Source organism: Mycolicibacter engbaekii, assembly GCF_002101585.1.
GTDB classification, from domain to species: Bacteria; Actinomycetota; Actinomycetes; order Mycobacteriales; family Mycobacteriaceae; genus Mycobacterium; species Mycobacterium engbaekii.
The window spans coordinates 45,992-63,156 of the sequence record NZ_LQOT01000009.1; the positions used below are offsets into that span (position 1 = coordinate 45,992).

General features: G+C 67.6%; 15 protein-coding genes and 2 riboswitches. Of the genes, 9 read left to right on the plus strand and 6 right to left on the minus strand.

Going from position 1 to position 17,165, the window contains the following annotated elements; all coding sequences use genetic code 11:
- Positions 1-7: 7 nt before the first annotated feature.
- On the minus strand, positions 8-1,192 hold the full coding sequence (locus tag AWC02_RS01545; protein WP_085126574.1) for an NADH:flavin oxidoreductase: 1,185 nt from the start codon (positions 1,190-1,192) through the stop codon (positions 8-10).
- A gap of 112 nt (positions 1,193-1,304) precedes the next feature.
- Between AWC02_RS01545 and AWC02_RS01550 the strand changes: the two genes are divergently transcribed.
- The 7 genes from AWC02_RS01550 (at position 1,305) to AWC02_RS01580 (ending at position 7,561) form a co-directional block, all read left to right on the plus strand.
- The gene (locus AWC02_RS01550; protein ID WP_085126608.1) at positions 1,305-2,153 is read left to right on the plus strand and encodes a bifunctional methylenetetrahydrofolate dehydrogenase/methenyltetrahydrofolate cyclohydrolase; all 849 of its coding nucleotides are present in this window, start codon (positions 1,305-1,307) and stop codon (positions 2,151-2,153) included.
- Positions 2,150-2,440, plus strand: a complete 291-nt coding sequence (locus AWC02_RS01555) for a DUF3017 domain-containing protein (protein ID WP_085126576.1) — start codon at positions 2,150-2,152, stop codon at positions 2,438-2,440. Before AWC02_RS01550 ends, AWC02_RS01555 begins: the two co-directional genes overlap by 4 nt.
- Positions 2,441-2,666: 226 nt before the next feature.
- On the plus strand, positions 2,667-3,557 hold the full coding sequence (locus AWC02_RS01560) for a cyclopropane mycolic acid synthase family methyltransferase (RefSeq protein ID WP_085126578.1): 891 nt from the start codon (positions 2,667-2,669) through the stop codon (positions 3,555-3,557).
- 28 nt (positions 3,558-3,585) lie between these two features.
- On the plus strand, positions 3,586-4,446 hold the full coding sequence (locus AWC02_RS01565) for a cyclopropane mycolic acid synthase family methyltransferase (RefSeq protein WP_085126580.1): 861 nt from the start codon (positions 3,586-3,588) through the stop codon (positions 4,444-4,446).
- 24 nt (positions 4,447-4,470) lie between these two features.
- A complete protein-coding gene (locus AWC02_RS01570) occupies positions 4,471-5,733 on the plus strand; it encodes a KasA/KasB family beta-ketoacyl-ACP synthase (protein WP_085126582.1) in 1,263 nt (420 codons plus the stop codon).
- Positions 5,734-5,793: 60 nt separating this feature from the next.
- The gene (locus AWC02_RS01575; RefSeq protein WP_085126584.1) at positions 5,794-6,657 is read left to right on the plus strand and encodes a cyclopropane mycolic acid synthase family methyltransferase; all 864 of its coding nucleotides are present in this window, start codon (positions 5,794-5,796) and stop codon (positions 6,655-6,657) included.
- A gap of 7 nt (positions 6,658-6,664) precedes the next feature.
- On the plus strand, positions 6,665-7,561 hold the full coding sequence (locus AWC02_RS01580; protein ID WP_085126586.1) for a cyclopropane mycolic acid synthase family methyltransferase: 897 nt from the start codon (positions 6,665-6,667) through the stop codon (positions 7,559-7,561).
- A 16-nt stretch (positions 7,562-7,577) separates the two neighbouring features.
- Here AWC02_RS01580 and AWC02_RS01585 read toward each other — a convergent pair whose 3' ends face one another.
- The 4 genes from AWC02_RS01585 to AWC02_RS01600 form a co-directional block, all read right to left on the minus strand.
- The gene (locus tag AWC02_RS01585) at positions 7,578-7,976 is read right to left on the minus strand and encodes a DUF732 domain-containing protein (protein WP_419179191.1); all 399 of its coding nucleotides are present in this window, start codon (positions 7,974-7,976) and stop codon (positions 7,578-7,580) included.
- A 192-nt stretch (positions 7,977-8,168) separates the two neighbouring features.
- On the minus strand, positions 8,169-8,915 hold the full coding sequence (locus tag AWC02_RS01590) for a class I SAM-dependent methyltransferase (RefSeq protein WP_085126590.1): 747 nt from the start codon (positions 8,913-8,915) through the stop codon (positions 8,169-8,171).
- Positions 8,912-10,051: a homoserine O-acetyltransferase MetX gene (metX, locus tag AWC02_RS01595; protein ID WP_085126591.1), complete on the minus strand. Its 1,140-nt coding sequence runs from the start codon at positions 10,049-10,051 to the stop codon at positions 8,912-8,914. The genes AWC02_RS01590 and metX overlap by 4 nt, the downstream gene beginning before the upstream one ends.
- 11 nt (positions 10,052-10,062) lie before the next feature.
- The gene (locus AWC02_RS01600) at positions 10,063-11,400 is read right to left on the minus strand and encodes a bifunctional o-acetylhomoserine/o-acetylserine sulfhydrylase (RefSeq protein WP_085126593.1); all 1,338 of its coding nucleotides are present in this window, start codon (positions 11,398-11,400) and stop codon (positions 10,063-10,065) included.
- Between the two features lie 144 nt (positions 11,401-11,544).
- Positions 11,545-11,664: riboswitch (SAM riboswitch) on the minus strand.
- A 145-nt stretch (positions 11,665-11,809) separates the two neighbouring features.
- Between AWC02_RS01600 and AWC02_RS01605 the strand changes: the two genes are divergently transcribed.
- On the plus strand, positions 11,810-14,044 hold the full coding sequence (locus tag AWC02_RS01605) for an NADP-dependent isocitrate dehydrogenase (protein ID WP_085126595.1): 2,235 nt from the start codon (positions 11,810-11,812) through the stop codon (positions 14,042-14,044).
- 27 nt (positions 14,045-14,071) lie between these two features.
- On the opposite strand, the gene AWC02_RS01610 is transcribed toward AWC02_RS01605, so the two are convergent.
- Complete coding sequence (locus tag AWC02_RS01610) at positions 14,072-15,748, minus strand: glycosyltransferase (protein ID WP_085126597.1); 1,677 nt, start codon at positions 15,746-15,748, stop codon at positions 14,072-14,074.
- Positions 15,749-15,804: 56 nt separating this feature from the next.
- A riboswitch (cobalamin riboswitch) is annotated at positions 15,805-15,944 on the plus strand.
- 30 nt (positions 15,945-15,974) lie between these two features.
- Between AWC02_RS01610 and AWC02_RS01615 the strand changes: the two genes are divergently transcribed.
- A partial coding sequence (locus AWC02_RS01615; protein WP_085126610.1) for a PPE family protein occupies positions 15,975-17,165 on the plus strand: 1,191 nt, incomplete at its 3' end.

The window sequence follows — 17,165 nt, forward strand, 5'->3', positions numbered from 1 at the left end:
GTCAACTCTAGCGAGTTGCGTCCGGTGCGCCGGTAATGACGCATTGCGTGCGTCGGTAGATCGTCGGCATGCACCGGTTGCAGTGGATGCAGTGCGACTGCGTCGACGGCTCCGCGGCGATCCGGTTGACCAGGTCCGGCTCGGCCAGCAACGCCCGGGCCATCGCGACGAATTCGAAGCCCTCGGCCATGGCCTTATCCATCGTGGCGCGGTTGGTGATGCCGCCCAGCAGGATCAGCGGCATCGAGAGCTCGGCGCGGAACAGCCGGGCGTTGTCCAGCAGATAGGCGTCGGTGTAGGGGTAGTAACGCAGGAACTTCTTGCCGGTCAGGCGCATACCCCAGCTCAACGGCGGGGGAAAGACGCCGGCGAATTCCTTCACCGGGGCGTCCCCGTGGAACAGGTACATCGGATTGACCAGCGAGCTGCCGGCGGTCAACTCCAGCGCGTCCAGGCCGCCGTCGTCCTGCAGCCACTTCGCAGTGGTCAGCGCCTCGTCGAGGCTGATACCTCCGCGGACCCCGTCGGTCATGTTCAGTTTGGCTGTCACCGCGATCTGTCCGCCGACCGCGCGGTGCACCGCCGCCACGATGCCACGGGCGACCTTGGCCCGGTTGGCCAGCGATCCGCCGAACTCGTCGGAGCGCCGGTTGATCAGCGGACTGAGAAACGAACTCGCCAGATAGTTGTGGCCGAGATGGATCTCGACGGCGTCGAACCCGGCGTCGAGGGCGTAGCGGGCGGCGTCGGCGTGCTGGGCGATCACCTCGTCGATGTCGTCGCGGGTGGCCTTCTTGGCGAAGCGCATGCCGATCGGGTTGAAGAACCGCACCGGGGCCAGGGCGCGCGCGCCGTTGGAGCGCGCGTCGGCGACCGGTCCGGCGTGGCCGATCTGGGCGCTGGCCAGGGCACCCTCGGCGTGCACGGCGTCGGTGAGCCGCCGCAGTCCGGCGACCGCCTCGGGGCGCATCCACAGCCCGTCGTTGGAGGTGCGTCCGCCACGGGAGACCGCGCAGTAGGCCACCGTCGTCATGCCGACCCCGCCGGCGGCCGGCAGCCGGTGGTATTCGATGAGGTCGTCGGAGACCAGCGCATCAGGCGTGCGGTTCTCGAACGTCGCGGCCTTGATGATCCGGTTGCGCAGCGTTATCGGACCGAGTTTGGCGGGACTGAAGACGTCGGGAGCAGCCATAGCGGGAGCCTACAAGCGGCACGCCGGCGTGGCCGCTCTGGTGGTGCCCAAGACGTGGGGTGGGCGCATACGACGGGCCGCAACCCGGCGGCTCCATGCCACAATGTGCGGCGTGGGTGCGATGACGTTGGACGGCAAGGCCACGCGCGACGAGATTTTCGTCGACCTTCAGGCTCGGGTGGCGGCGCTGTCCGCCGCCGGGCGCACACCCGGGCTGGGCACCATCCTGGTGGGCGACGACCCCGGCTCGCAGGCCTACGTACGCGGCAAGCACGCCGACTGCGCCAAGGTCGGCATCAATTCGATACGCCGCGATCTGCCGGCCGATGCCAGCCCGGCCCAGCTGAACGACACCATCGACGAGCTCAACGCCAACGACGAGTGCACCGGCTACATCGTGCAGCTGCCGCTGCCCAAGCACCTGGACGAGAACGCCGCACTCGAGCGCGTCGACCCGGCCAAGGACGCCGACGGGCTGCACCCGACCAACCTGGGCCGGCTCGTGCTCGGTACCCCGGCGGCGCTGCCGTGCACGCCGCGCGGGATCGTGCACCTGCTGCGCCGTTACGAGGTGCCGATCGCCGGCGCCCACGTGGTGGTGATCGGACGCGGCGTGACGGTGGGGCGGCCGTTGGGGCTGTTGCTGACCCGACGGTCGGAGAACGCGACCGTGACGCTGTGCCACACCGGAACTCGTGACCTGCCGGCGCTGACCCGCCAGGCCGACATCATCGTCGCCGCGGTCGGGGTGCCGCACATGCTGACCGCCGACATGGTGCGCCCGGGCGCGGCCATTGTCGATGTCGGGGTGTCGCGCACCGACGCGGGCCTGGTCGGCGACGTTCACCCCGACGTGTGGGAGGTGGCCGGCCACGTGTCGCCCAACCCCGGCGGGGTGGGGCCGCTGACTCGGGCGTTCCTGCTGACCAACGTCGTGGAACGGGTCGAGAGCACGCTATGAAGCTCGCAGCTGTCCGCAGGGTGATCGCCGCACAGTGGCCGATCCTGCTGGTCGGCCTGATCTTCACCGCCGCGTTCGTACTGGTCGGAGCGAATTTCTGGCGGCGCGGTGCGCTGCTGATCGGGATCGGGACCGGGGTGGCGGCCATGTTGCGACTGGTCCTTTCCGAGGACCGCGCGGGTCTGCTGGTGCTGCGGGACCGGGGCCTGGACTTCGCCACGATGACCACGGCGGCCACGGTGATGCTCTACGTGGCCGCGACGATCGACCCGCTCGGGACCAGCTAGCCCTTTTATTTACCGCCCCCGACAATTGTTGTCGCCGCGGGTAATTCGGCCACCGCCGATCTCAATTTGAGTGCCGGTGGCGGGTTTGACTGTTTCGTCGCCGGGGAATCCGTGTCTCCGGTCGTCCGGTATCGGTCGGCCGTGTTGGCGAGGGTGCCGGGGCCCACGATCACGGCGCAACGACATCCCGCCCAGACCGGACGCCCGCACCCCCGCGGAGGAAAAGATGAGCGACGTCGAACTGGCCCCGGATATCGACCACATCAAGTCGCACTATGACCGTTCCAACGAATTCTTTCGGCTGTGGCTGGACCCCACCATGACGTACAGCTGCGCATACTTCGAGCGCGACGATATGACGCTGGAAGAGGCCCAGATGGCCAAGGTGGACCTGGCGCTGGGCAAGCTGGGGCTGCAGCCCGGGATGACCCTGCTCGACATCGGGTCCGGCTGGGGATCCACCATGCGCCGGGCCGTCGACACCTACGACGTCAACGTCATCGGGCTGACCTTGAGTGAAAACCAAGTGGCCCATTGCGAACAGAAATTCGCCGAGATGGACAGTCCGCGCTCCAAACAGGTGCGTCTGCAGGGCTGGGAGGAATTCGACGAACCGGTGGATCGCATCGTGTCGCTGGGAGCCTTCGAGCATTTCGCCGACGGAGTCGGCACCTACGAGCGCTACGACGACTTCTTCACCATGTGCCACCGCGTCCTGCCCGACGACGGTGTGATGCTGCTGCACTCGATCGTGGTGCCCACCGCCGAAGAGGGGGAGCAGCGCGGACTGAAGAAGACGATGTCGCTGCTGCGTTTCATCCACTTCATCCTGACCGAGATCTACCCCGGCGGGCGACTGCCCCAGATATCGACGGTGGACGAGCACGCGACCCGCTGCGGCTTCTCGATCACCCGCCACCACCTGATCGGCTCGAACTATGTGCGCACCCTCGACACCTGGGCCAAAGCGCTCGAAGCGCACAAAGACCAAGCCGTCGAACTCAAAGGCGAGCAGACCTACGAGACGTTCTTGAAGTACCTGACGGGCTGCCGGGAGTTGTTCCGGGACGGCTACACCGACGTGTGCCAGTTCACGATGGAAAAGGCAGCGGTATAAGAGATCTAGCGAAGGCAAGGTGACGCAGATGGTCGATCTCAGGCCGTACTACGAAGAATCCCAAGCGGCATACGACATCTCCGACGACTTCTTCTCGCTGTTCCTCGACCCGACGATGGCCTACACGTGCGCCTACTTCGAGCGCGACGACATGAGCCTTGAGGAAGCCCAGAACGCGAAGTACGACTTGGCGTTACGCAAACTCGACCTCGAACCGGGAATGACCGTGCTGGACATCGGCTGCGGGTGGGGGGCAGGCCTGGTGCGGGCGGTGACGCAATTCGACGTCAACGTCATCGGTATCACGCTCAGCCGCAGCCACTGCGCGTGCAGCGCCGCCAAGCTGGCATCGCTGGATACCGAACGCCGTGCCGAGGCCCGCCTGCAGGGCTGGGAGGAGTTCGACGAGAAGGTCGACCGGATCTTCACCATCGAGGCGTTCGACGCGTTCAAAAAGGAGCGCTACGCCGCGTTCTTCGAACGTGCCCGGGAGATTCTGCCCGACGACGGCCGGATGCTGGTCCACAGCATATTCACCTACCCCCAGACCCATTGGCGCGAGCACGGCATCAAAGTGACGATGAGCGACCTGCGCTTCGTCCGGTTCCTGGGCCGGGAGATCTTTCCCGGCGGACAGATGGCCGGCCTCGACGACATCTACGAATACTCCCGGGACGCCGGCTTCCATTTGGCGGACACGTTTTTCATGCCCGAACACTACGTGCGGACCCTGGACATCTGGGCGGGCAAGCTGCGCGACAATCGCGAGCGCGCCATCGCCGTGCAGTCCGAAGAAGTCTACGAGCGCTATCTGCGCTACCTGACCGGCTGTGCCGACCTCTTTCGCAGGGGAATCAGCAATGTCGGCCAATTCCTCTTGACCAAGTAGCCGTTCGGAAGCAGAGGCGCTCACATGGCCCGACACACCCGGCTTTCCACCGGAAACGGCCTCCCCGAGGTCGTCGTCACCGGTGTCGCGATGACCACCGCGCTGTCCCCGGACGCCGAGGAGACCTGGAAGAAACTCCTGGACGGCCAGAGCGGCATTCGCAGACTCGACGACCCTTTCGTCGAGCGGTTCGACCTCCCGGTGCGTATCGGCGGGCATCTGCTGGAGGACTTCGACCACGAACTGAACCGCAAGGAACTGCACCGGCTCTCCTACCTGCAGAAGATGGCGGTCATCCTGGGCCGCCGGGTCTGGGCGAATGCCGGCGCGCCGGAAGTGGACCCGCGCCGGCTGCTGGTGTCGATCGGCACCGGTCTGGGCTCACCGGAGGAACTTGTCTGGGGATACCAGGGCATGGTCGAAAGCGGCATGAGGGGCGTTTCGCCGCTGGGGGTGCAGAAGTACATGCCCAATGCCGCCGCCGCCGCCGTCGGGCTGGAGCGCGGCGCGAAAGCCGGTGTGTTCACCCCGATCTCGGCGTGCGCCTCCGGCGCCGAGGGTATCGCCCAAGCCTGGCGCAACATCGTCCACGACGAGGCCGACATCGCGATCTGTGGCGGAGTCGAGACCAAGATCGAGGCCGTTCCCATCGCCGGATTCGCCGCGATGCGCATCGTGTTGTCGACCACCAACGATGACCCGGCGGGCGCCTGCCGGCCGTTCGACGCCGAGCGCAACGGGTTCGTCTTCGGCGAGGCGGGGGCGTTGCTGGTCATCGAGACCCTGGCGCACGCCAAGGCGCGTGGCGCCACGATTCTGGGCCGGTTGATGGGCGCCGGGATCACCTCGGACGGCTACCACATCGTGGCGCCCGATCCGACGGGGGAGCGGGCCGGGCACGCCATCAGCCGGGCGATCGAGCTTGCCGGGCTGGACCCCACCGATATCGACCACGTCAACGCGCATGCGACCGGAACCAGAATCGGCGACCTCGCCGAGGCCCAGGCGATCAACAACGCCATGGGAGCCCACCGGCCCGCGGTGTACGCACCGAAGTCGGCGCTGGGGCATTCGGTCGGCGCGGTGGGGGCGGTGGAGTCGATCCTCACCGTTCTGGCGTTGCGGGACGGCGTTGTCCCGCCGACGCTCAACCTGCGCCATCTGGACCCGGAGATCGACTTGGACGTCGTCGCCACCGAGGCACGAACCGGCGACTACCACTTCGCGATCAGCAATTCCTTCGGGTTCGGCGGGCACAACGTGGCGCTGGCGTTCGGAAAGTACTAGGGACCTAAGAAAGTACCGGGGAGGGGGACGCTTTCGGCTGCCAGCCGAGGGCGCATTGCTATGGGAAAGAAGCTGATACCGCATTTCGAGGACGTGCAGGCCCATTACGACCTGTCCGACGATTTCTTCCGGCTGTTTCTCGATCCCAGCCAGACTTACAGTTGCGCCTACTTCGAGCGCGACGACATGACGCTCGAGCAGGCGCAGCTCGCCAAGATCGATCTGGCGCTCGGCAAGCTCGGCCTGCAGCCCGGCATGACGCTGCTCGACGTCGGCTGCGGCTGGGGTGCCACCATGCGCCGTGCCGTGGAAGCATACGACGTCAACGTGACCGGGCTGACCTTGAGCAAAAATCAAGCGGCCCATGTGGAGTCGATGTTCGCGTCGATGGACAGCGGGCGTAGCAGGCGAGTGCTGTTGGAGGGTTGGGAGAACTTCGGCGAACCCGTCGACCGGATCGTGTCCATCGGTGCCTTCGAGCACTTCGGCCACGAACGTTACGACGACTTCTTCGCTATGGCCTACGCCGCTTTGCCGGACGACGGGGTGATGCTGCTGCACACCATCACCGGGCTCACCGGGCAGCAGATGGTCGATCGTGGCATGCCGCTGACGTTCTCGATGGCCCGCTTCATCAAGTTCATCGTGACCGAGATCTTCCCGGGTGGGCGGCTTCCCACCATCGAGATGGTCGAGGACCATGCGGCCCGAGCGGGATTCACCCTGACCCGGAGGCATTCGCTGCAGCCGCACTATGCCAGGACCCTCGACTGCTGGGCGGCGGCGCTGGAGAGCAACAGGGACCGGGCCGTGCAAATCCAGGGCCAGGAGGTCTACGACCGCTACATGCACTATCTGACCGGTTGCGCCAACGGCTTTCGCACGGGATACATCGACGTCAATCAGTTCACGTTGCAGAAGTAGGCCGGCGATGACGGACCCTTCCGGCGCCAGGACGTTGCGGCCGCACTTCGCCGACGTCCAGGCCCACTACGACCTGTCCGACGACTTCTTCGCGTTGTTCCAAGACCCGACACGCACCTACAGCTGTGCCTATTTCGAGCCGCCGGAGCTGTCGCTGGAGCAGGCCCAGACCGCGAAGATCGACCTCAATCTCGAAAAGCTCGATCTGCGGCCGGGCATGACGCTGCTCGACATCGGCTGCGGCTGGGGATCGACCATGAAGCGCGCGGTGGAGGCCCACGACGTCAACGTCATCGGCCTCACGCTGTCGAAGAACCAGCACGCCCACACGCAGCGACTGCTCGACGCCGTCGACACCGAGCGCGAGCGCCGGGTGCTGCTGCACGGGTGGGAGGAGTTCGACCAACCCGTCGACCGGATCGTCTCCATCGAGGCGTTTGAGCATTTCGGTCACGAACGCTATGACGACTTCTTCGCCCGCTGCTTCCAGATGCTGCCGCCCGACGGGCGAATGACGATCCAGAGCAGCGTCAGCTACCACCCGTATGAGCTGAACGCGCGGGGCAAGAAGCTCACCTTCGAGACCGCGCGGTTCATCAAGTTCATTCTCACCGAGATATTTCCCGGGGGGCGGTTGCCCACCACGGACATGATGGTGCAACACGGCCAGAAGGCTGGTTTCGTGGTGCCCGAAGCACTGTCGCTGCGGCCGCACTACATCAAGACGCTCGGGATCTGGGCCGATGCGCTGGAAGCCAACAGGGCCGCGGCCGTCGAGATCCAGTCCGAAGAGGTCTACCAACGCTACCTGAAGTATCTGCGCGGCTGCGAGCACTACTTCATCGACGAAGTTCTCGACGTCAGCCTGGTCAGCTACCTCAAGCCCGGGGCCGAGCCCGGTTAGGCCGGGGGAGTCGGCGCTATCGGCCCGGGAAGGCCGGGAACGCCCCGGCGAGGCCGGGGATGCCCATCGGCAGACCGGGGATCTGGGGCAGGTCCGGAATCTGACCGCTGGCCAGCTGGGACAGCATCTGCGGGCAGTAGATCTGAACCGCGATCTCGGTGAACATCTGCGCCATCTGCGGGGACATGGCGGGCCCGCCCCCCAGGCCGGTGACCGGAGCGGCCACCGAGGCCGCCCTGCCGGCGGGTTCGGTGAGTTTCGGGCACACTGACTGCCCCAGCGCCGCCGTGGCCGCCGGGTCGCCCACCGGGATGCCCGCCACGGACAGATCCGTCAAAAACGTGGTGTCGACCGGGCTGGCCTGCGCCGGGGCCGCCAAGCCCGCGGTGGCGATCAAGCCCGCTAAGCCGGTCACCGCACCCGCCCTGATCCCGAAGCCTGGCATAGGTCCCCCGTCCGGTCGTTCGGCGCCGAGCGGTGCGCGGAAAGTATCCGAACGTTGTTGTTGAAATCCTGCATCAAAACCGTCACAGCCACGAGACGCCCCGGTCACGGTTTGCCTACGGCCTGCGGAGGGCGACTCGGGAGGGGGCCTAGTGCGAGCGGCCTAGTGCAGCGTCGCCCGCGTACACACGGTGATGTAGGGCAGGGCGAGGCCGGTGGACCCGACCAGCGCGGGATGGGTGGCCAGCAGGTTGCGCACCTGGTCCAGGGTCTTGGTGCGCACCGCGTCCGGCGAGGTGATGCAGTAACTGCGGGAGGCGACCAGGTCGATCAGGGCCTGCGGCGTCAGGTAGTTGGTCCACTCCACCTGATGGCTTTCGATGTCGCCGAACGGAGCGGGCAGGCTCACCCCCGCGTCGACCACGTCGCGGGCATCCTCGCGGCCGATGATCGTCCCCAGTTCCTTGACCCAGCCCAGCCGTTCGTCGCGGGTGTTCCACACCAGGCCGAGGCGGCCGCCGGGCCGCAGCACCCGGACCAGCTCCGGAATGGCCCGGCTGGGGTCGAACCAGTGCCAGGCCTGGGCCACCAGCACCGCGTCGACGCTGTTGTCGGGCAGCGGGATCTGCTCGGCGGAACCCAGCAGCGCCGGGGTCCCCGGCAGGGCGCTGGCCAGCACCTCGAGCATTTCGGCGATCGGGTCCACCGCCACCACGTTCAGGCCGCGCTCCACCAGGCGCGCGGTGAGCTTGCCGGTGCCGGCACCCAGGTCCAGGACGTCGCGGGCTCCCGGCGGCAGCAGCCAGTCGATCGCCTCCGGGGGATACGACGGGCGGCCCCGCTCATAGGCGGCGGCTTGGGAGCCGAACGACAGGGAGCGGTCGCGGCGGCCCGGCTCAGACGGGCTCACCGGCGGCGGTCCCGGGACGTGCTCGCCAGATCCAGGGTGTGACGGATCAGTTCGCCGACCCGGCCGGTCTCCAGCAGGAAGCCATCGTGCCCGGCGTCGGACTCCACCACCTGCAGCCCGTCGCAGCCGGGCAGCAGCTCGGCCAGCTCCGCCTGCAGCCGCAGCGGATACAGCCGGTCCGAGGTGATTCCGGCGACCACCGCCGGAACGGGACAGCCGCGCAATGCCGCGGCCACCCCGCCGCGTCCGGCCCCCACGTCGAAGCTCGACAGGGAATCGGTCAGGGTCACATAGCTGCCCGCGTCGAACCGCGCCACGAGCTTCTCGCCCTGATGTTCCAGGTAGCTCTGCACGGCGTAGCGGCCGCCGGCGGCTGGGTCCTCACCGTCCTGGGCGGCATTGGCGAACCGCCGGTCCAGTTCGGTCTCGCCGCGGTAGGTCAGATGCGCGATCCGACGGGCGATCGCCAGCCCGGTTTCGGGACTGCGGCCGGTGCCGTGGTAGTCGCCGCCCTGCCAGTCCGGGTCGGCCTTGATGGCCGCGATCTGGGTGCTCTGCGTGCCGATCTGGTCGGCGGTCGCGCGAGCACCGACGGCCAGCAGCAGGCCCGCACCCACCCGATCGGGGTGGCCGACCATCCACTCCAGCCCGCGGGCGCCGCCCATCGAACCACCCAGCACGGCGGCTACCTCGGTGATGCCCAGTGCCCCCAGCGCGGCGATGTCGGCCCGGACCTGGTCGCGAATGGTGATCGCGGGAAACCGGGAACCCCAGGGCTTCCCGTCGCGGGCCAGCGATCCCGGCCCGGTCGACCCGCGACAGCCGCCCAGCACGTTGGTGGCCACCGCGCACCAGCGGTCGGTGTCTATCGGGGCGCCGGGACCGATCACGCCGTCCCACCAGCCCGCGGTGGGGTGCCCCGGCCCGGCCGGTCCGCTGACATGAGAATCCCCGGTCAGCGCGTGGAGCACCATGACGACGTTGTCGCGCTGGGGCGACAGCTCGCCCCAGCGCTGCACCGCGATGTGCACGTCATCGAGCACCGCGCCGCTGTCCAACGTCAGCGACCCGATGGCGACCACGCCGGTCTCACCCTCGGCTGGCAGGAGCTGCCGGGGCACGTCGGAGACCGTCACCGGGGACCGCCTCAACGGGCCGCCAGCGACGCGCCGTCCAGCTGCGCCGAGGCCGCCGCGAAGCCGAGCTCCAGGTCGGCCAGGATGTCCGCGATGCCCTCGATGCCCACCGCCAGCCGAACCAGGCCGGGGGTCACACCGCTGGCCAGCTGCTCTTCGGCGCTGAGCTGGGCGTGGGTGGTCGACGCCGGGTGGATCACCAGCGAGCGCACATCGCCGATGTTGGCGACGTGGCTGTGCAGCACAAGTGCGTCGACGAACGCCTTGCCGGCCTCGACACCGCCCGCGAGCTCGAACGAGAGCACGCCGCCGACGCCCTTGGGAGCCAGCTGCTGGGCCCGTGCATGCCACGGCGAGCTGGGCAGTCCGGCGTAGTTGACGCTCAGCACGTCGTCGCGGGCTTCCAGGAACTCCGCGACCTGCTGGGCGTTGGCCACGTGCCGTTCCACCCGCAGGCTCAGCGTCTCCAGGCCCTGGGCGATCAGGAAGGAGTTGAAGGGGGAGATCGCCGAACCCAGGTCGCGCAGCAACTGCACGCGGGCCTTGAGTGCGAATGCCGGCGCGCCCAGGTCGGCGAAGACCACCCCGTGGTAGCTCGGGTCGGGTGTGGTGAAACCGGGGTGGCGGCCCTGGGTCCAGTCGAAGTTCCCGCCGTCGACGATCACGCCGCCGATCGCCGAGCCGTGCCCACCCAGGTACTTGGTGGCCGAGTGCACCACGATGTCGGCGCCGTGGGCCAGCGGCTGGATCAGATACGGGGTGGCGACGGTGTTGTCGACGATCAGCGGCACGCCGTGCTCGTGCGCCACGGCCGCCACGCCCGGGATGTCGAGCACGTCGATCTTCGGGTTGGAGATGGTCTCGCCGAAGAACGCCTTGGTGTTCGGCCGCACCGCCGCCCGCCAGGAGTCCAGGTCATCCGGGTCCTCGACGAACGTGGTCTCGATGCCCAGCTTGGTCAGCGAGTAGTGGAACAGGTTGTAGGTGCCGCCGTAGAGCCGCGGGCTGGACACGATGTGGTCGCCGGCACCGGCGAGGTTGAGGATCGCGAAGGTCTCCGCGGCCTGCCCGGAGGCCACCAGCAGGGCGGCGACCCCGCCTTCGAGCGCGGCGATGCGCTGCTCGACCACATCGTTGGTCGGGTTCATGATCCGGGTGTAGATGTTGCCCGGAACCTCCAGGCCGAACAGCTTGGCCGCGTGATCGGTGTTCTCGAACGTGTAGGACGTGGTCTGGTAGATCGGCAGCGCGCGGGCGTTGGTGGCGGCGTCGGGGGCCTGCCCGGAGTGAATCTGCTTGGTCTCGAACGACCAGTTGGCAGTCGGGTCGGTGGTGTTGTCGGCGGTCATGGGCGAATGGTTCCTCGGTGTTTGTTGTCGCTGGACAAAGTGAGCGGATTCAGGTCCTGGGTTCAGCGACAACAACAACGACCGAGCGGGCGCAATGAGGCACGCATCAGGTTCCCCTGTCTACTCGGGGGGCCCGTTGTGGCGGACCCGCGCTTGCCGCGTAGCCGACGGTGGCTACTCAACCCGGTCATCACCCGGGGCACCCCACCGCGGTTGGAGGGTTGCCGGCCAGCAAGCCGGGGCTTCGCGCTGGCACTCATGACCGCCACGCAGCTTATCGCATCCCCCGGAGCTGTCGCCAGTTACTCACCGGCGGTGTGCGCACCGACGAGGTACGCGATACTGGGTGCCGCCGTGTACCACGCGGCACACGATCGTTCGACACGAACCTGACGCCGGGAGAACAGCCATGTGCGCCGACCAGCCGACCATCTTCTACACGTTGACCGACGAGGCGCCGCTGCTTGCGACCTACTCGTTTCTGCCGATCGTGCAGGCCTTCACCGGCCCCGCGGGCATCGACGTGAAGCCCAGCGACATCTCGCTGGCGGCCCGCATCCTCGCGGAGTTCCCCGATGAGCTGACCGAGGAGCAGCGGGTACCGGACAACTTGGCCGAACTGGGGCGCCTCACCCTGCTGCCGGACACCACCATCATCAAACTGCCGAATATCAGCGCGTCGGTGCCGCAGCTGATCGCCGCGATCAAGGAGTTGCAGGGCAAGGGTTACGCGCTGCCGGACTTTCCCGAGGACCCCAAGACCGAGCGGGAACGCGACGTCCGCAACCGCTACGCCAGGTGCCTGGGCAGCGCGGTGAACCCGGTGCTGCGGGAAGGCAACTCCGACCGCCGTGCGCCCAAAGCGGTCAAGGAGTACGCCCGCAAGCACCCGCACAGCATGGGGGAGTGGTCGCAGGCGTCGCGCACCCATGTCGCCACCATGCGCCACGGCGACTTCTACCACGGTGAGAAGTCGATGACGCTGGACCGTGACCGCGACGTCAAGATGGAACTGAAAACCAAGAGCGGCAAGACAATTGTGCTCAAGGAAAAGGTGGCGCTGCTCGACGGCATGGTCATCGACTCGATGTTCATGAGCGTGCGCGCACTGCGGGAGTTCTACGAGGAGCAGATGGAGGACGCCCGCAAGACCGGCGTGATGTTCTCCCTGCACGTCAAGGCCACCATGATGAAGGTCAGCCACCCCATCGTGTTCGGCCACGCCATCAAGGTGTTCTACAAGGACGCCTTCGCCAAACACCAGCAGCTCTTCGACGACCTGGGCGTCAACGTCAACAACGGCCTGTCCGACCTGTACGACAAGCTCGAGACCCTGCCGGCCTCCAAGCGTGAGGAGGTCATCGAGGACATGCACGCCTGCCACGAGCACCGGCCCGAACTGGCGATGGTGGACTCGGCCAACGGCATCACCAACTTCCACTCGCCGTCGGACGTGATCGTCGACGCCTCGATGCCGGCGATGATCCGGGCCGGCGGCAAGATGTACGGCGCCGACGGGCGGCAGAAGGACACCAAGGCGGTCAACCCCGAGTCGACGTTCGCCCGGATCTACCAGGAGATGATCAACTTCTGCAAGACCCACGGCCAGTTCGACCCGGCCACCATGGGCACCGTGCCCAACGTCGGTCTGATGGCGCAGAAGGCCGAGGAGTACGGCAGCCACGACAAGACCTTCGAGGTGCCCGAGGACGGTGTCGCCGACATCGTGGACCTGGCCACCGGCGAGGTGCTGCTGAGTCAGAAAGTGGAGGCCGGCGACATCTGGCGGCTGTGCACCGTCACCGACGCCGCCATCCGCGACTGGGTGAAACTGGCCGTTCAGCGGGCGCGGGCCTCGGGCATGACGGCGGTGTTCTGGCTGGACACCGAGCGTCCGCACGAAGCCGAACTGCGCAAGAAGGTCAAGGCCTACCTGCAGGACCACGACACCGAGGGGCTGGAGATCCAGATCATGCCGCAGGTGTGGGCCATGCGCTACACCCTCGAACGGCTGATCCGCGGCCAGGACACCATCGCCGTCACCGGCAACATCCTGCGCGACTACCTCACCGACCTGTTCCCGATCCTGGAACTGGGCACCAGCGCCAAGATGCTGTCGATCGTTCCGCTGATGGCCGGTGGCGGCATGTACGAGACCGGCGCGGGCGGTTCGGCGCCCAAGCACGTCAAGCAGCTGGTGGAGGAGAACCACCTGCGCTGGGACTCGCTCGGCGAATTCCTCGCGCTGGCAGCCAGTTTCGATGATCTGGGCGCCAAGACCGGCAATGCGGGGGCCAAGATCCTGGGCACCACCCTGGACGCCGCGATCGGCAAGCTGCTGGACGCCAACAAGTCGCCGTCGCGCAAGACCGGCGAGCTGGACAACCGCGGCAGCCAGTTCTACCTGGCCAAGTACTGGGCGGAGGAACTCGCGTCCCAGACCGAGGACGCCGAGCTGGCCGAGCACTTCGCCGGGCTGGCGAACACGCTGGACAAGAACGAGGACGTGATCGTCTCGGAGCTGGCCCGCGTGCAGGGCAAATCGGTGGACATCGGCGGCTACTACGCGCCGGACCACGGCCTGACCTCGGCGGTGATGCGGCCCAGCGAGACCTTCAACGCCGCGATCGACGCCAAGGGCTGACGCGCGCCGGCCGATCCACGGGTCGGCTCACTCCAGGATGCACAGGACTTCGTCGAGGCTGGCGGTGCCCCCGACCCGGTACAGGCGCGTGGTGTCGACCATCGCCGGGCCGGTGGCGGGCGTGTCGGTCAGCAGGTAGCGGCCGGCGTCGGGGGTGCGGCGCACGAGGTCCTCGGGGCCGCAGGTGCCGGTCAGCTTCACCGCGTCGGTGAAGTTGACGCCGATCTGGAACACCTGTGGTTCGGCTTGCAGTCCGCCGGTCAGGCGGGTGATGAGGTTCTCCGGAGCGAAGAACCGCCAGCCCGAGTCCAGCGCCAGCCAATAGCGACCACCGATCTGGTCAATGATCTGCGTGTCCGGATCGGCGAACTCCAGAAACGGGTACCGCTGCGCCAGCAGCGCCCGATCTTCGGCGGACAGGCCGGTATCGATCACCAGGAAGCGTCCCACGCGCGCCAGATCGAGGCAGCAGTGCAGGAACGAGTTCAGGGTCGCCTCGGCGCCGGCCAGGTCAGCCCCGGTGCGCAGGGTGAGGGTCACCTGCGCGTCGGGCGGCCCGGCGACCAGGTTGCGCACCACCGCCTCCGGGTAGCCCGACGCGGCGTCGAGCATGGCAGGAACCGAATAATCGCGGTTGGCAGCGATGCGTTGCCGTTCGTCGTCGGGGACGTCGCTGCGCGCCACCAGGTCGCGGCACAGCGTGAACGCTTCCTCATGCTCGCCGAGCCACGACGCGCACACCGCGCGCTCGTCGATCGCCCGCAAGGTGTAGACCCCCGCATCGACGAAAAGCTGGTCGTTGGGCATCGGGATCTCCATGGCCTGTTTGGCGAACAGGTGACCGAGCCGGTAACGCCCCGCGGACCGGTAAGCGAACGCGATGCAATACAGCGGTTCGGCACGGGTCGGCCGATACTCCCAGGCCCGCAGGTAGGCGGCCTGCACTTCCGGCCACGGCTCGCCGAGCACCTCCATGGCGCCGGCTTTGCGGTACATCGAGAAGTACACCTCTTCGTCGTAGCCCCCCATTTCCGTCCGGCGCTCGTACCACTTGATCGCCGCGGCGTAATCCTCCGCATCGAAGCAGCTCTGCGCCAGGTAAAAGACCGACCGCGAGTCCTCGGGATTGCGTTCGACCTCGGCCAGCAGCAGATCCCGGTCGCGGGCATACGTCTGCGGATCCAGGCTACGGGCGCCCAGGCGCCGCGATTCGATGGCGAATTCGCTGCTGAGGCGGGCAATGACATGGTCTTCATCGCATTGGATGAACTCGTGGACCACACCGACGTAGCGCACCGGCAAGCCGTCGCGGAACACCTGGGGGCGCCAGCCCGTGACGGCTTCCTGCCGGATACACATCTCGTAGACGTCGGCGTCCAGACCGGTGAAATCGGGTGTGCCCACAATCGTGTCGTCGGCGTCGATCACCCAGATGTAGTCGCAGCGGCCCTGGGCCAGGGTCAGCGCCTCGGTTCGGTTGTGCCCGAAGTTGCGCCAGGGCCGTTCGTAAAGCTCGCCGGGGATGCCCAGGGCTGCCATGTGGTCGCGGATCACCTGCTGGGTGCCGTCCTGCGAGCCGGTGTCGACGATCACCCACGCGCTGATGTAGGGCGCGGTGGCGGTCAGCACCTCCTGAACGATGTGGGCCTCGTCTCGGACGATCATGTTCAGGCAGATCGTGGGGGTGTTCGCCGGATCGGACACGGTCGGCAGATTACCTGGTGCCCCGGCGGGCCGGCGGGACAGTCTGGCTTTGGCCAGGCCCGTCGGCGTGCAACAATGCACAGGTCAGGCGATGACGAGGTAGGAATCCGGTGCGAATCCGGAGCGGTCCCGCCACTGTGATCGGGGAGTCACTCACCCGAGAGCCAGACCCACTCGTCGTTGCATCCTGCTATTCCGGGCGGGCAACCCGAGAGAGCTGGCCAACGTGACTGCGCCGATCTGGATCGCGTCTCCCCCTGAAGTCCATTCCACCTTGCTGTCGGCAGGCCCCGGTGCGGGTCCACTGTTGGCGTCGGCATCGGCATGGAGTGCGTTGAGCGCCGAATACGGCGCTGTCGCCGAGGAGTTGACGGCGCTGCTCGCCGAGGTGCAGGCCGGGGCGTGGCAGGGACCGAGCGCCGAGGCGTACGTGGCGGCCAACGTTCCCTACCTGGCGTGGCTGCTGCAGGCCGGCTTCGACAGCGCCGTCAGTGCCGCCGCCCACCAGGCCGCGGCAAGCGCCTACGGCGCCGCGCTGGCCGCCATGCCGACGCTGGCCGAACTCGCGGCCAACCACGCCACCCACGCGGCGCTGGTGGCCACCAACTTCTTCGGTGTCAACACCATCCCGATCGCGCTCAACGAAGCCGACTACGGCCGGATGTGGCTGCAGGCCGCCACGGTGATGGCCACCTACCAGGCTGTGGCCGGGGCAGCGGTGGCGTCGAGCCCGCAGACCCCCGCCGCGCCGCAGATCGCCAAGGCCGGGTCCGCCGAGGCCGACCAGTCGCAGCTGCCGCCGGATCGGCAGAACGAGATCATGGAGTGGCTGCAGAACAGCGGTTACACGGATTTCTACAACAACGTGCTGCAGCCGATGATCGATGATCTGGCCGCCAACCCGTTCCTGCAGTCGATGTTCGGCGGCTTCAATCCGTGGCTGCCCATCCTCGGCAATCCACTGAGCTTCCTGAGTCCCTACAACCTCGCGTTCGCGCTCGGCTACCCGATGGACATCGGCTCGTTCGCCGCCTATCTGTCGCAGACCTTTGCGTTCATCGCCGCCGATATCGCCGCGGCCTTCGCCTCCGGGAATCCCACCACCATCGCCATGACCCTGCTGTTCACCGCCGTCGAGGCGGTCGGCACCGTGATCACCGATGTGATCGCTCTGCTCAAGACGCTGCTGGAGCAGGCGGTGGTGCTGATCCCGGTGATGCTGCCGATGCTGACCGCCGCGCTCGCACCCCTGGCCGCCGCGCCGCTGGCCGGGCTGGCCGGGCTGTCCGGCCTGGCGGCCCTGCCCGGCGTTCCGGTCGCAGTGGCACCGCCCGCGCCGCCGCCGTTCGCCGGTCTCACGGTGGCCCCCACCCCGCCGGCTTCGGCTCCGGTGTCCGCGCCCGCGCCCGCGCCCGCC

Excerpts from the sequence above, each read along its gene's own strand:
- AWC02_RS01560 (WP_085126578.1), top strand. The coding sequence starts at position 2,667 with ATGAGCGACGTCGAACTGGCCCCGGATATCGACCACATCAAGTCGCAC.
- AWC02_RS01570 (WP_085126582.1), top strand. The coding sequence starts at position 4,471 with ATGGCCCGACACACCCGGCTTTCCACCGGAAACGGCCTCCCCGAGGTC.
- AWC02_RS01575 (WP_085126584.1), top strand. The coding sequence starts at position 5,794 with ATGGGAAAGAAGCTGATACCGCATTTCGAGGACGTGCAGGCCCATTAC.
- AWC02_RS01545 (WP_085126574.1), bottom strand. The coding sequence starts at position 1,192 with ATGGCTGCTCCCGACGTCTTCAGTCCCGCCAAACTCGGTCCGATAACG.
- AWC02_RS01580 (WP_085126586.1), top strand. The coding sequence starts at position 6,665 with ATGACGGACCCTTCCGGCGCCAGGACGTTGCGGCCGCACTTCGCCGAC.
- AWC02_RS01600 (WP_085126593.1), bottom strand. The coding sequence starts at position 11,400 with ATGACCGCCGACAACACCACCGACCCGACTGCCAACTGGTCGTTCGAG.
- AWC02_RS01555 (WP_085126576.1), top strand. The coding sequence starts at position 2,150 with ATGAAGCTCGCAGCTGTCCGCAGGGTGATCGCCGCACAGTGGCCGATC.
- AWC02_RS01565 (WP_085126580.1), top strand. The coding sequence starts at position 3,586 with ATGGTCGATCTCAGGCCGTACTACGAAGAATCCCAAGCGGCATACGAC.
- AWC02_RS01605 (WP_085126595.1), top strand. The coding sequence starts at position 11,810 with ATGTGCGCCGACCAGCCGACCATCTTCTACACGTTGACCGACGAGGCG.